At 64.8% G+C, this 13,684-nt stretch carries 15 protein-coding genes; 7 read left to right on the top strand and 8 right to left on the bottom strand.

Going from position 1 to position 13,684, the window contains the following annotated elements; all coding sequences use genetic code 11:
• Positions 1 to 2: 2 nt before the first annotated feature.
• The 7 genes from ML342_RS06950 to ML342_RS06980 are packed head-to-tail and all read right to left on the bottom strand — an operon-like array spanning position 3 to position 6,513.
• Positions 3 to 1,454 (bottom strand): L-aspartate oxidase, encoded by a 1,452-nt coding sequence (locus tag ML342_RS06950; RefSeq protein ID WP_240126320.1) that lies wholly within the window; start codon positions 1,452 to 1,454, stop codon positions 3 to 5.
• 8 nt (positions 1,455 to 1,462) lie between these two features.
• Entirely contained in the window at positions 1,463 to 2,497 is a 1,035-nt protein-coding gene (gene nadA, locus ML342_RS06955; protein WP_240126321.1) for a quinolinate synthase NadA, read from the bottom strand.
• Between the two features lie 53 nt (positions 2,498 to 2,550).
• Positions 2,551 to 3,405, bottom strand: a complete 855-nt coding sequence (ubiT, locus tag ML342_RS06960; protein ID WP_240126322.1) for a ubiquinone anaerobic biosynthesis accessory factor UbiT — start codon at positions 3,403 to 3,405, stop codon at positions 2,551 to 2,553.
• Positions 3,402 to 3,782, bottom strand: a complete 381-nt coding sequence (locus tag ML342_RS06965; protein ID WP_240126323.1) for a putative zinc-binding protein — start codon at positions 3,780 to 3,782, stop codon at positions 3,402 to 3,404. The genes ubiT and ML342_RS06965 overlap by 4 nt, the downstream gene beginning before the upstream one ends.
• The gene (locus ML342_RS06970; RefSeq protein ID WP_240126324.1) at positions 3,775 to 5,055 is read right to left on the bottom strand and encodes a hypothetical protein; all 1,281 of its coding nucleotides are present in this window, start codon (positions 5,053 to 5,055) and stop codon (positions 3,775 to 3,777) included. The genes ML342_RS06965 and ML342_RS06970 overlap by 8 nt, the downstream gene beginning before the upstream one ends.
• A 16-nt stretch (positions 5,056 to 5,071) precedes the next feature.
• Positions 5,072 to 5,311, bottom strand: coding sequence for a DUF2249 domain-containing protein (locus ML342_RS06975; RefSeq protein WP_240126325.1), 240 nt, complete (start codon positions 5,309 to 5,311; stop codon positions 5,072 to 5,074).
• Positions 5,281 to 6,513 carry an alginate export family protein gene (locus tag ML342_RS06980; protein ID WP_240126326.1) on the bottom strand — a complete coding sequence of 411 codons (1,233 nt, stop codon included), beginning with the start codon at positions 6,511 to 6,513 and terminating at the stop codon, positions 5,281 to 5,283. Before ML342_RS06980 ends, ML342_RS06975 begins: the two co-directional genes overlap by 31 nt.
• Before the next feature lie 193 nt (positions 6,514 to 6,706).
• Between ML342_RS06980 and nirK the strand changes: the two genes are divergently transcribed.
• From nirK to ML342_RS06995, 3 genes are read left to right on the top strand one after another with little or no spacing between them, the layout of a single operon-like run.
• The gene (nirK, locus tag ML342_RS06985) at positions 6,707 to 8,236 is read left to right on the top strand and encodes a copper-containing nitrite reductase (protein ID WP_240126327.1); all 1,530 of its coding nucleotides are present in this window, start codon (positions 6,707 to 6,709) and stop codon (positions 8,234 to 8,236) included.
• Between the two features lie 4 nt (positions 8,237 to 8,240).
• Positions 8,241 to 9,023: a formylglycine-generating enzyme family protein gene (locus tag ML342_RS06990; protein ID WP_240126328.1), complete on the top strand. Its 783-nt coding sequence runs from the start codon at positions 8,241 to 8,243 to the stop codon at positions 9,021 to 9,023.
• Positions 9,020 to 9,619 carry an SCO family protein gene (locus ML342_RS06995; RefSeq protein WP_240126329.1) on the top strand — a complete coding sequence of 200 codons (600 nt, stop codon included), beginning with the start codon at positions 9,020 to 9,022 and terminating at the stop codon, positions 9,617 to 9,619. Before ML342_RS06990 ends, ML342_RS06995 begins: the two co-directional genes overlap by 4 nt.
• A gap of 2 nt (positions 9,620 to 9,621) precedes the next feature.
• Here the strand turns inward: ML342_RS06995 and ML342_RS07000 are convergent, their stop codons facing one another.
• Complete coding sequence (locus ML342_RS07000; RefSeq protein ID WP_240126330.1) at positions 9,622 to 10,395, bottom strand: helix-turn-helix domain-containing protein; 774 nt, start codon at positions 10,393 to 10,395, stop codon at positions 9,622 to 9,624.
• Between the two features lie 140 nt (positions 10,396 to 10,535).
• Here ML342_RS07000 and ccoN point away from each other — a divergent pair, with 140 nt between their 5' ends.
• The 4 genes from ccoN to ccoP are packed head-to-tail and all read left to right on the top strand — an operon-like array spanning position 10,536 to position 13,682.
• A complete protein-coding gene (ccoN, locus tag ML342_RS07005; RefSeq protein ID WP_345778712.1) occupies positions 10,536 to 11,975 on the top strand; it encodes a cytochrome-c oxidase, cbb3-type subunit I in 1,440 nt (479 codons plus the stop codon).
• 8 nt (positions 11,976 to 11,983) lie between these two features.
• On the top strand, positions 11,984 to 12,610 hold the full coding sequence (gene ccoO / locus ML342_RS07010) for a cytochrome-c oxidase, cbb3-type subunit II (protein ID WP_240126331.1): 627 nt from the start codon (positions 11,984 to 11,986) through the stop codon (positions 12,608 to 12,610).
• Positions 12,610 to 12,750 carry a cbb3-type cytochrome oxidase subunit 3 gene (locus ML342_RS07015; RefSeq protein WP_240126332.1) on the top strand — a complete coding sequence of 47 codons (141 nt, stop codon included), beginning with the start codon at positions 12,610 to 12,612 and terminating at the stop codon, positions 12,748 to 12,750. Before ccoO ends, ML342_RS07015 begins: the two co-directional genes overlap by 1 nt.
• The gene (gene ccoP / locus ML342_RS07020) at positions 12,747 to 13,682 is read left to right on the top strand and encodes a cytochrome-c oxidase, cbb3-type subunit III (protein ID WP_240126333.1); all 936 of its coding nucleotides are present in this window, start codon (positions 12,747 to 12,749) and stop codon (positions 13,680 to 13,682) included. The genes ML342_RS07015 and ccoP overlap by 4 nt, the downstream gene beginning before the upstream one ends.
• Positions 13,683 to 13,684 lie beyond the last annotated feature (2 nt).

Here is a 13,684-nt window from a genome sequence, read left to right on the forward strand (position 1 = left end):
CATCATGCAAACTGACGCAGCGAAGCTCCTTGTCCCGGCATTTCCGCATCTTCCCAATGATGCGCGCCAAGGTTGTGCGTGCGCCGCAAGGCGGCCTCGATCAATGCGCACGCGACCCCTCCTTGCCACCCCTCTTTCGCTAGGGCGAGGCACTCTTGGCTAGCCTCGCGCAAAACTGCCCTGCGCCGTACGGGTCCCATCGCCGCCATCAACAATTCACGCAATTGCGTCAAGCGCGCCGTTGTGAGCGCAGGGCCGCGCCGTACCAGCCGGAAGTTTCCGCTCCCCGGGATGATGTCCGGCAGTGAGCGCAAGCGCATCCCCAATCGGCGTCCAAACACGATTCCTTCCAATAGAGAATTGCTAGCCAAACGGTTGGCGCCATGCACCCCATTGCATGCTACTTCGCCAACCGCATACAGGCCCGGCATAGACGTGCACCCGTCGGCATCGACGGCAATCCCGCCCATGTGGAAATGCGCCGCAGCCGTCACCGGAATCGGCTGTTGCCGCGGGTCGATCCCATGTGACATACACATCTCAAACACGGTCGGAAAACGACGCTGGAAATCGCTCCCGATGCCCCGCGCATCCAGCCAGGCCCCTCCCTGCCTGCCGGCCTGCCAGACACGACGTGCCACGACGTCGCGCGGTGCCAGATCCTCCATCGGATGCACTCTTGCCATCAACGGGACACCATGAGAATCCAGCAGGCGCGCCCCGGCCCCCCGCAGCGCCTCGGTAACCAATGGAAGGCTGTGCCGGCCTGGCAATGCCAGCGCCGTCGGATGGAACTGCACGAATTCCAAATCGCGCATGGTGGCTGCAACCGTCAATGCCAGTGCCAGGCCGCTGCCATCTGCCTCTGCGGGATTGCTGGTCTGCGCGAACAGTCCACCGATTCCACCGGTTGCGATGACCACGGCGCGCCCATGCAACGCCTCACGGCTGCCGTCTTCGCGTGTTAGGCACACACCGCAAACGTGATCTCCGCGCAGCATCAGCCCATCCACCTCGACGCTGCTCCAGCGCGTGACATGGCCGGATCGTCGCGCTTCCGCCAGTAATGCATCCATCACCCTGGCTCCGGTCGCATCGCCTCCAGCATGCACGATCCGGGACTGGCCATGCCCACCTTCGCGCGCAAGCTGCAAATTGCCGTCGGCGTCGCGATCGAACACGACCCCAAGCGTCTCGAGCCAATGGATCGCAGAAGCAGCTCCTCGCGTCAGCAAATCGACGATCGCTGCATCGTTGTGGAAACTTCCCGCAACGGCAGTATCGTGCGCGTGCGCCTGTGCCGAATCGTTCGCCGCGACCGCGGCCGCGATCCCTCCCTGTGCCAGTCGGCTCGCGGATTGGGGACTGCGCTGCAGCAACAGTACGGGTGTCGGGGCCGCCGCAATCGCGGTGACCAATCCCGCGATGCCTCCACCAACGACGATGATCGGCAAACGCGCGCTCATACCAGCTCGCTGCGGCCGACTGCCAGCATCCGCTGCAATGCACGCCGGGCACTGATCGCGACGTCATTCGGCACCGTCACTTCATGCCGCAGATCACGCAGACAGGCATGAATATTGGGGAGGGTGATCCGCTTCATGTGCGGACACAGGTTGCACGGCTTGATGAACTCCACCTGCGGGAACTGGTTGCGCAGGTTGTCGGCCATCGAGCACTCGGTGATCATCGCCACCCGCGTCGGTTTTTGCTTCGCCAGCCACTGCCCCATGGCGCTGGTGGAGCCCACGAAATCGGCCTCGGCCAGCACCTCCGGTGCACATTCCGGGTGTGCCACGATCCTGGCACCGAAACGCTCGCGGGTATGGCGCGCTTCCAATGCAGTGAATTTTTCGTGCACTTCGCACGCACCGTCCCACAGCACTAACTCGATGCCGGTCTGCTGCGCCACCCACACACCGAGATAGCGATCGGGCAGAAAGATCACCTTGTCCACGCCAAACTCGGCGGCAACGGCATTCACCACCTGCGCAGCGTTGGCCGAAGTACAGCATGCATCGGACTCCGCCTTCACTTCCGCGCTGGTGTTGACGTAGCTGACCACCGGCGCGCCCGGGTGCTGCACCCGCAGCGCGCGCACGTCGGCGGCGGTGATCGAGGACGCCAGCGAGCAACCGGCTTCCAGGTCCGGGATCAGCACGGTCTTGTCCGGGGCCAGGATCTTGGCGCTCTCGGCCATGAAGTGGACGCCGCAGAGCACGATCAAGTCGCTGTCACAGTCCGCCGCAGCCTGCGCCAGTGCGAGCGAATCACCGGTGACATCGGCTACGCCGTGGAAGATTTCCGGCGACTGATAGCTATGCGCCATGATCACCGCGCCGCGGCGACGCTTGAGTTCGAGGATCGCGTCGATCCATGGTAGATGCAGCGGCACCTCCATGCACGGGATCAGGCGTTCGAGTTTCTCGACCAGCGGCGCATAACGCACCTCGAGCGCGGGATGCCAGGACGGCGTGGAATGGTCGTGAGTCTGCATTTCAAATGGATGAATATCGAGAATGGGATCGAGCCATTTCCCTTACACGCGCATCAACCGCATCCGTGATAAGCCTCTCGCGCACCGCGCAGAAACCGCCCGCCACGATTGAGCATGATGCGAAACCCAAGCGGAATGGTCTCCCACGGTAACCGGTCAAGAAGATTGCGAGCCGTCAATCCAAGCTCGACATCGCCGGTCAGCACCAACCGTCGCTGGAAGAACAGGGTATCGGCATCCTCCAGCCGACCTGCCAGCAGCATGAGATCGGTGACGCTTCCACGTACTGTCGCTTCTGCCGGCTCGCGCACCACGATCAAGTGCCTCTCCCGCAGGGTCACGACCCAGCGCAGCTCGAGATCGCTGACCTCGATACCGATTCGACGATCGGCCATGAAATCGAGATCGCCATTCGCAATCGGCATAGCCAGCACCCTGGCCATCATTTGCTCGAGCAAGCGCGCCTGCACCACGCTGGGGATCAGACGCGCCAATGGTGCAAGCCGCTGCGGTGGCGGCACCAGCTTCAACAGGGGAACGGGAAGTCCATGCATCGGGCTAGAAACATCGTTCGACACGTGAGCTGGGATGATGCCGGTGCCGCCGACTACCGTGCTTTGATCCAGATCAGAGTCCAGTCCTTGGGCACGGCAGCCCTCCTCGATGGCCAACCGAAGAATGCGATGCGCCGTCTGCGGCGACATTCCAAGCCGATATGCCAGCCCTTGCCCGCGCATCAGCACTTCTGCTTCCCGCTTGGCATCTCGCCCTTGCACTCCAGAGCCCGCTTTCAATGCGCCTGCTGCGCGTGCCAGATGGGTACGCGCCGCCAATAGCAACAGCAACCCATCGTCCAGACCGTCGATGGCGAGGCGCAGCGGGGGCAGCAGAGCTGGATGACTGCTCACGGAGTCACCCGCCTGCTCAATGAGCGCGCCACCGGAAGCACATGCTGCTCATAGATGGCAGTTGCCTCTTGCGGATCGAAATCCGCATGCTTGCGCTTCTTGACACCATACCTGGAAAGCACGAGGTGGGCATCTGCCGCCACGCCGGCACGATCCAAGCATGCCTTCACGCAATGCAGCACACACCCATCCAGTGCCAGAACCGGGCGTCCGCTGCGAGCCATGCGTACCAGGCCGACCACCCCACCCCCGACCCCCGCAATGCAGGACATTTCGGCTTCATGCGCGCGATCGAGTCGCAGCGCAAGATGATTGGCCATCTGTGCGGCGCTTGAACAGCCAGAACAAGAATACACCAGCGGAAGTTTCTCACTCATTGTTCGTCTCGATCTCTCTGCATCCGACTTTTGACATTGAGATGAAGCGCCTGATCCGCTGACCGATACCGAGCAGCGCCAGAAAGCAGGCCCAATAGGCCACCGACAGCAGCAACCCCGCGACGGGGGCGACTCCGGGATGCACCGGCACGATCACCATCAACGCTGCTGCCAGGAGATACAGTACCAACACCACACCTTTGTCGTACTCCGGCAGCAACAGGTGCACACCAGGCACCTGCATACCGCGCCCACAGAGGCGGTGGACTTCGATCCAACCCAGAAACGCTGCAATTTCGAGCAGCATGCCGATGACCAGCGCAGGCAGGCCGATGATCAGTCCCAGAGCGCCCGCCCAGCGTATCCCGGCATCGCCTGGCGCCGCGAGCAGGACGATGGCTGCGACAAACACCGCAACGAGCCCAACCCTCCAGAACATCACCAAAGGAGTCTTGCGCCGCGTGGAAGCCCGATACTGCAAGCACAAACCCGACAGCGCCGCTATCGCTACCAGGACCAGGGCGCTCTCGCGCAACCCCCAAATCGGCGCCCCTCTCAGCACTGCAATCAAGCTGGTCAGAAGCACGAGATATACCGCAGCATGCCAACTGGCCTGGAAACGGCCGGACACTTTGCCGGTACCGTGAAACATCGGCATGACCACGCGCGCGACCGCTGCCAACAGCGAGATCACCCATCCGGTCAGCCCCCAGCCAGCATGCACGTCTACCACCCTCATCGATGGCAGTGTGACCCATCCAGACATCGCCATCGCCTGCCACACTCCCAGGCAGGCGGTTACGGCGCCCCCGATGAGAGCGCTCGCGATCCCCCATCGCAGCATTGACGACCCGGACGCGACCAGCACACCCGCAAGCAGCATCGCCAGCAACAGGGCAAATGCCATCGCGAGAACCAAGCCCCCCCAAACTGGCGCCAACGCTCCCGGCCAACGCAGCGAGACCACCAACAGCGCACTTCCCAGATTCAGCAGCACATGCAGGAGAAAAGCCGCAAGCCGGCCGCCACGTACCTGCGCCGCGACCACAACTGGCACGAACTGCAACAGACTGCCGAACATGGCGTTGCCCAAGACGCCCAATGCAACGGCATGTACCAATGCCAGCACCGGCCCGCTCCAACGCGATCCCAACGCATCGTCACCGGCTCCGGTCAGCAGCAGGCCTGCCAACACTCCCCATAGCAACGCCGCGTACAGGAATCGGCGCGGAACCGCTGGCGCGGGCGCTTGTGAAATGGCAAGCTTCGCCATGCCACGCACCTTCACGCTATGGCCGCATGATCACGACTGCGAACCCATGATCCTGGCAAGGCTGACTGCTCCAGCGCAATCCGCGCTGCTGCAGCGTCTCTAATAGCGGCACAGGAAACAGCGGCGTCAATACTTCCAGCCACTGCCCAGGCGCCAGGCCATCAACCGCCGCCAACGCCTGCTGGAAAGGCGCCGGCGGCGGCAGGCTCCGCAGATCGAGCCGGATCACGGCTGCAAGGGGTGCTTCCCGCGCCATTCGACCTGCAACCACAGCTTGCGGTTGTCGCGCGCGAATCCATCGGCACGGTAGTCAGCCAGTTTCACCAACCCCGTCAACCCACCTGGAAGCGGGAACCCGAGCGAGGCATTCAACTCCTGCCCATAGCGCAAGCGTCCTGTGTCAGCGCGATAGTCGTGCCATGCCAAAGTCCAGACCAGCTTGCCCTCCAGCTGGCCGTACCCCGCTTTTCCGCTTGCGGTGAGATAGCGATCCTCAAGCCCTTTTGCCGGCGTCACCAGGAACTGGTCGTCCCAGCCATTGAAGGCGTGTAGGGTCGCCAGCGGCGTCTGCACGGCGGTGGCGCCGTCGCCACCCAGGTGCTCCCAGCCCGCGCGCGCGGTGATGCCACCCTGCGTCCAGCTCGGCTCCAGCAGCCAGTACGCATGGTGGAAACGGGCTGGGTTGTGCGCATAGTCCTGCTGGCGCGCGATTTCCGCGGCCCAACCGAATCCGCGCCCGTCGCGCACGGCGCTGCCGGTCCAGCGCAGGCCATAGGTGGCGGTGGACGCGCTGGCGACGTCGCGATCGTCGTGCAGATAGGCATAGCCGACCCACTGCTGGCCGCCCCGCTTCCAGGCAACATTCAGCAGATGAGTGTCGAGATCGCGCGCGCGCGCCAGTGGGGCCAGCGCGCGATCGCTGGCGACGCGGTGCACCTTGTCCAGCCAGTCGTAGCGCACGGCCAGCGCGGTAGTGGGCTGCCAGCGCAGCTCGACGGCATCGAAGGTCTGCTCGTTCTGCCGCCACCCGACATTGCCGACCCAGCGCTGGTTGTCCAGCGCGATGCGCTGGCGGCCGACCGTGACGCTGCCGCGCTCGTGCGTCCAGGCCACCCAGGCCTGGTTGAGCTCGGCGCTGGTCGGATCGAGCACGGTCGGATACGCCGTCTTGCCGTTGGCGCCGCTGTTGTAGCTCCCGGTTCCGGCCACGCCCTCGCCTTCCAGCAGCATCGACCACCCGGGCGCGGGCGCCAGCCGCAGGCCGGCGCGCAGGCGCGCGGTGGTGGCATCGGCACGGCGGGCGAAACCGGCGTCGTCCACGGCCTCGTGGCGCAGGCGCAGGTCCCACTCGAAAACCGCCTTCTGCGTATCAGCGGCGCGCAGTGAGCCTGAGATTGCAGACAGTGCGAGCACAACGACCGGCGCCAGGCACACATATGGACGTACAGGGATTGCCATCTCGAACCTCACAGATTGAACCGATGGCGCACAAGTTTGACGACCCTCCCGGCGCGCACGTTGACCCAAGTCAAACCAGATCACTGCCGTGCGCAATGTTCGGCTTTGATTGATTTGAATCAAGGAATCACCACCGAATGGAAACGGATGCTTGCCGTGAAAGCAGCATCCACACACCCCTGGAGACATCCATATGAAACCTGCGATCCGATATGCCGCCCTGACACTGGCCATCGCGACTGCCTTCGGGCTTTCCGCTTGGCTGTCGGCAACGCCGCGCTCCGCCGCGGCGGTGGGTGCCGCAACCCAACCGGATACAGGAGGATCGGCAAAAGGAGATTTTGGACCTCCGCAGGGCACGCCCATCAAGGCCATCCTGACCTCACCACCCAATGTGCCGCCGGCGGTCAACCGGAACTATCCGGCCAAGGTCATCGTCGAGCTGGACGTGATCGAGAAGGAAATGCCGATCTCGGAGGGCGTGACCTACACGTTCTGGACCTTCGGCGGCACGGTGCCGGGAAGCTTCATCCGCGTGCGCCAGGGCGACACCGTGGAGTTCCACCTGCGCAACATGCCGGACAGCAAGATGCCCCACAACATCGACCTGCACGGCGTCACTGGACCCGGCGGCGGCGCGGCCTCCAGCTTCACCGCGCCTGGGCACGAAAGCCGTTTCACCTTCAAGGCGCTCAACGCCGGCCTGTACGTTTACCACTGTGCCACTGCGCCGGTGGGCATGCACATCGCCAACGGCATGTACGGCCTGATCCTGGTCGAACCGCCAGAAGGGCTGCCCAAGGTGGACCGCGAGTACTACGTGATGCAGGGCGACTTCTACACCACTGGCAAGTACCGCGAGAAGGGTCACCAGGGCTTCGACATGGAGAAGGCCATCGACGAGCACCCGACCTACGTGCTGTTCAACGGCATGGAAGGCGCGCTGACCGGCGACAAGGCGCTCACCGCCAAGACCGGCGAGAAAGTGCGCCTGTTTGTGGGGAATGGTGGTCCGAACCTGGTGTCCAGCTTCCATGTGATCGGTGAGATCTTCGACAAGGTCTGGTTCGAAGGTGGCACCCGCTTCCAGGAGAACGTGCAGACCACGCTGATCCCGGCCGGCGGTGCGGCGATGATGGACTTCCACATGGAAGTGCCCGGCAGCTACGTGCTGGTCGACCACAGCATCTTCCGCGCCTTCAACAAGGGTGCGCTGGCGATCCTCAAAGCGGAAGGCCCCGATCGCAAGGACATCTATTCCGGCAAGGAGGTGGATGCGGTGTACCTGGGCGACCAGACCGCCGGCACCGACCGCACACCGGTTGCGCTGGCAGCCGCCTCGGCCAAGGCTGGCAAGCTGACCCGCGAGGAGCAGATCGCCGCCGGTAAGGTGCTGTTCGCCGGCACCTGCTCCACCTGCCATCAGCCTGACGGCAAGGGGCTGGAGGGCGTGTTCCCGCCGCTGGCCGGTTCCGATTTCATCAAGTCCAATCCTAACCGCGTGCCTGAGATCATCCTGCATGGACTGACCGGCAAGGTCACAGTGAACGGCAAGGACTACAACTCGGTGATGCCGCCGATGAGCCAGCTCACCGATGACGAAGTCGCCAACATCGCCACCTATGTCCTCAACAGCTGGGGCAATCCGGGCGGCCAGATCAGCCGCGAGGACGCGGCGAAGGCGCGCGCCGCCAAGCCGGCCGGTGCCGCCGCGGGGCACTGAGGCGATGCGCAAGGCCCTGGCCATCCTGCTGCTGGTCGCGCTGCCGCTGGCCGGGCTGGCGGCCGCGTCGCTGGCCGGACGCTATGCCGGGATCCCGGGCGGACGCTTCAAGTCGGTGCTCGGCTACGAGGACGCCAGGCAGGGCGTGGTGGTGCCTACCTTCGCACTGATGCGCACCCCGGTGACGAATGCCCAGTTCCTGGCCTTCGTGCAGCGGCATCCGCAGTGGCGGCGCGACCGCATCGCCACGACGTTCGCGGAATCGCGCTACCTCTCGCACTGGGCCGGGCCTACCACGCTCGGCCCAGAGGCCCTGCCCGATCGCCCGGTGGTGTGGGTGAGCTGGTTCGCGGCCGAGGCCTACTGCAAGTCGCTGGGCGCGCGGTTGCCGACTTGGAACGAGTGGGAATACGCCGCGGCGGCCGATGAAACCCGCCGCGACGCCCGCCGCGACCCGGCCTGGCGCGAGCGCATCCTGAGCTGGTACGCGCGCTCGTCCAAGGACGCGCTGCCGCGGGTCGGCCTGCAGGCGCCGAACGTCTACGGCGTGCAGGACCTGCACGGGCTGGTCTGGGAGTGGACCGAGGACGCGTCCTCGCTGATGGTGGACGGCGACAACCGCACCCAGGGCGATCCCGACAAGGGCAAGTTCTGCGGCGCCGGCGCGCTGTCGATGGACGACCGCGCGAACTACGCGGTGCTGATGCGCGTGGCCATGCTATCCTCGCTCGAGGGCCGCGACACCACCGCCAACCTGGGATTCCGCTGCGCGAGGAGCGCGCCATGAAACAGGCTTCGATCAAACGACTGCTGCGCGGCATCGCCGCGACCGCCCTGCTCGGTTTCGCCGCGATCGCCGGTGCCGCCCAGCCGGCCCCCGCCCTGCCGGGCGACTCGATCTACCAGCTGCCGCTGCCGCTGACCGACAGCCAGGGCCAGACCCGCGACTGGCGGGCGCTGCGCGGCAAGCCGCGCCTCGTCGCGATGTTCTACACGTCGTGCCAGTACATCTGCCCGTTGATCGTGGAATCGGGCAAGGCGGTGGAACGCGAGCTCACGCCTACCCAGCGCAAACACCTGGGCGTCGTGCTGATCAGCATGGATCCGGCGCGTGACGATCCAGCCGCGCTACGCAAGGTCATCGACCAGCGCAAGCTGGACGCCACGCGCTGGACGCTGGCCTCGCCGCGCCTGGAGGACGTGCGCGCGGTGGCCGGTGTGCTGGGCATCCGCTACCGGCAACTGGCCGACGGCGGCTTCAACCACAGCAGCGCGCTGATTCTGGTGGATGCCGAAGGACGCATCGTCGCGCGCACCGAGAAGATCGGCAGCCGGCCCGACCCCGAGTTCGTGGCCGCAGTGCGCAAGACCCTGGGGGATTGAACTCATCCCGGCTGGTTTTGCCGCCGCTGTGGCGGCAAGTCTCCGCCCAGACAGCCATCGGCCATCGCCTGCAGCGCATGGCGGTCGAGAATCACGATCCGCCGTCCGCGCACCTCGATCATTCCGTCATCCTGCAGCCGGGTGAAACCGCGGCTCACGGTTTCCAGCGCCAGCCCCAGATAACGCGCGATCTCGTCGCGGCTCATCGGCAGCTGGAACTCATCGGCCGGACGGCCGATCCGGCGCAGACGCTCGCTGATCGACAGCAAGAACAGCGCAATGCGCTCGCCCGCCTGACGCCTGGACAGCACGTCTACATGATCATGATCGAGGTCGGCACTCTGCCCGATGATGCGCAACAGCTGATGCTGCAGGCTGGGTAGCCGGCTGGCGATCTCGGCCAGATGGGCAAACGGCAGCTCGCATACGTAGGCGTCACTCAACGCCACCGCCTCGCAGCGATGGCGGCCGCTCCCCACCGCGTCCAGCCCGAACAACTCGCCTGGCAGATGGAAGCCCAGCACGTGCTCCTCGCCGGCCGGATTGACGACGACGGTCTTGTAGCTACCTTCGCTGGCGACATACACCGACCCAAGCGGGTCGCCGACCCGGAACAGCACGCTGCCCCGCGGATACGGTTTGCGCCGCTGCACCACCGATTCCAGACGCCGCAGGTCATCCGCATCCACCCCCGCCGGCAGGCATAGGGCGCGCAGGGAGCATTCGGAGCAGGTGCGGCGCAGCCTGGCCAGATCGAGCGGAATCGGTTGACTCATGCGCTACGCCTTGTGTGTGGGGGGGGCGATCAGGAATCGATTATCCCGCAAGTTGCGCGGCAACGGGGCTGTTTTGATCCAGATCAAGTTTCAAATGCAACCGTTTCTCTAGCATTCCCCTGCATTACCTGGAGACCCACATGCACGCCATTTCTGCCACCTACAACGACAAAGTGGTGCGCCAGTTCGCTTTGGCCACGGTGCTCTGGGGCATCGTGGGCATGCTGGTCGGCGTCATCATCGCCACCCAGCTGTACTGGCCGCATCTGTTCGAGGGCATTCCCTGGCTCAGCTACGGCCGCCTGCGTCCGCTGCACACCAACGCGGTGATTTTCGCCTTCGGCGGCAGCGCGCTGTTCGCCACCAGCCTGCACGTGGTGCAGCGCACCTGCCACGTGCGGCTGATTTCCGACCGCCTGGCCGCATTCGTGTTCTGGGGCTGGCAGGCGGTGATCGTGGCCGCGGCCATCTCGCTGCCGCTGGGCTATACCCAGGGCAAGGAATACGCCGAGTTGGAATGGCCAATCGACATCCTGATCACCATCGTGTGGGTGGCCTACGCGGTGCTGTTCTTCGGCACGATTGCCAAGCGCCGGGTCAAGCACATCTACGTGGCCAACTGGTTCTACGGCGCCTACATCATCGCGGTGGCGCTGCTGCACATCGTCAACAACATCGCCATCCCGGCCGGCGCGATGAAGTCGTACCCGGTGTATTCCGGCGCGGTCGATGCGATGGTGCAGTGGTGGTATGGCCACAACGCGGTGGGTTTCTTCCTGACCGCCGGCTTCCTCGGGATGATGTACTACTTCGTGCCGAAGCAGGCGCAGCGGCCGATCTATTCCTACCGCCTGTCGATCGTGCACTTCTGGGCGCTGATCGCGGTGTACATGTGGGCCGGCCCGCACCACCTTCAGTACACCGCGCTGCCGGACTGGGCGCAGTCGCTCGGCATGGTGTTCTCGCTGATCCTGCTGGCCCCCAGCTGGGGCGGCGCGATCAACGGCATCATGACCTTGTCCGGGGTGTGGCACAAACTGCGCACCGACCCGATCCTGAAGTTCCTCATCGTCTCGCTCAGCTTCTACATGATGAGCACGTTCGAGGGACCGATGATGTCGATCAAGACGGTCAACTCGCTCTCGCACTACACCGACTGGACCGTCGGGCATGTGCACTCCGGCGCGCTGGGCTGGGTGGCGATGATCTCGATCGGCTCGATCTATGCCCTGCTTCCACGCCTGTTGGGACGCCAGGAGATGTACTCGACCCGGCTGATCGACACCCATTTCTGGATCCACACCCTGGGCGTGGTGTTCTACATCGCCTCGATGTGGATCGCCGGGGTCATGCAGGGCCTGATGTGGCGCGCGACCAATCCTGACGGCACCTTGACCTACACCTTCGTGGAGTCGCTCAACGCCACCTATCCTTATTACCTGGGCCGACTGTTCGGCGGCGTGTTGGTACTCACCGGCATGCTGATCATGGCCTGGAACGTGTGGCAAACCTACCGCACCGCCGAGAAGCCGGCCGAGCAGCCGCTGCTGGCACCCGACGTCTCTGAAGCCCGCGTCTGAGGATCCCCATGAGCGAGCAAGCACACAATCCGCACGAGAAACTTGAAAAAAACGTCGGCCTGCTGGCGGTGGCGATCGCGCTTGCGGTCTCCTTCGGCGGCCTGGCCGAGATCGTGCCGCTGATGTTCCAGGCCGAGGCGATCAAACCGCTGCCTGGGGTCAAACCCTACCCGGCGCTGGAGTTGGCCGGACGCGACGTTTACGTACGCGAAGGCTGCTACAACTGCCACTCGCAGATGGTGCGCACGTTGCGCTTCGAAACCGAACGCTACGGCCATTACTCGCTGGCCGGCGAGTCGGTGTACGACCGTCCGTTCCAGTGGGGCAGCAAGCGCACCGGCCCGGATCTGGCCCGCGTCGGCGGCCGCTATTCGGATGACTGGCATCGCGTGCATCTGAACAATCCGCGCGACGTGGTGCCGGAATCGAACATGCCCAGCTTCCCATGGCTGAACCAGAACAAGGTCGATGGCGCCGCCGTGCAGGCGCACATGCGCGCGCTCAAGCGACTGGGCGACCCCTATACCGAGGCCGAAATCGCCGCCGCTCCGGCAGCGGTGGCCGGCAAGACCGAAATGGACGCCGTGGTGGCCTATCTGCAAGGCCTGGGCAAACACGCACCGAGGACACCGTAATGCTGCAGGGAATCATCACCGCCGTCTTGATGCTGCTGTTCCTGGCCGGCTGGGTCTGGGCCTGGAACCCGCGTCGTCAACCCGATTTCGATGCGGCGGCGAAACTGCCGCTCGAGCCCGATGAGGAGAACATTCGATGAGCACGGGATGGTCCTGGTATGTCATCGCCCTGGTCGCCCTGAATATCCTCGGCTGCGCCTGGCTGCTGTGGTGGACCGCGCGCCGGCGGCCCGGAGATCCGGCGCCGGAGCAGACCAGCCACGTCTGGGACGGCGACCTGACCGAGTACAACAAGCCGCTGCCGAAGTGGTGGATCAATCTGTTCTACCTGACCATCCTGTTCGCCATCGGCTATCTGATCTGGTATCCGGGCCTGGGCAACTTCCCCGGGATCGGCAAGTGGACCTCGCAATCCGAGGTGCAAAAAGATGCCGCCGCCGCCAATGCGCGGTTGGAGCGCACCTTCGCTCCATACAAGGGCCGGCCAATCGATGTCCTGGCGCGCGACCCGCAGGCGCTCAAGCTCGGCAAATCGATCTTCGGCAACAACTGCGCGACTTGCCACGGTTCGGCAGGTAAGGGCGCGGTGGGCTATCCCAATCTCACCGACGACATCTGGCACTGGGGCGGCAGCCCGGAGCAGATCCTGGAGACGGTGCTGAATGGCCGCGAGGCCGTGATGCCCCCCTGGGGCAAGGTACTCGAGGGCATGGGCGGCCCGGATGCGGTGGACTATGTGATCGCCTACGTGCGTCAGCTCGGCGATCCGCAGGGCGGCAACCCGTCCGACTACGCCGCCGCACGCGGCAAGGCGCTGTTCGAAGGCGTGTGCGTGGCCTGCCACGGCCCGCAGGGCAAAGGCAACCAGAGCCTGGGGGCGCCGGATCTCACCGACAGCTACTGGCTGTATGGGGACAGCCGCGACGCCCTGCGTGAGACCATCGGCAACGGCCGCCACGGCGTGATGCCCGCATGGGGTAAAGTGCTAGGCGACACCCGCTCCCGACTGGTGGCCGCGTATGTGTGGTCGTTGTCGCATCCCGCCAGCGCGGCGCAGCGCAGCACGCCCTGATT

Source organism: Thermomonas alba (assembly GCF_022419205.1).
Lineage (GTDB): Bacteria > Pseudomonadota > Gammaproteobacteria > Xanthomonadales > Xanthomonadaceae > Thermomonas > Thermomonas alba.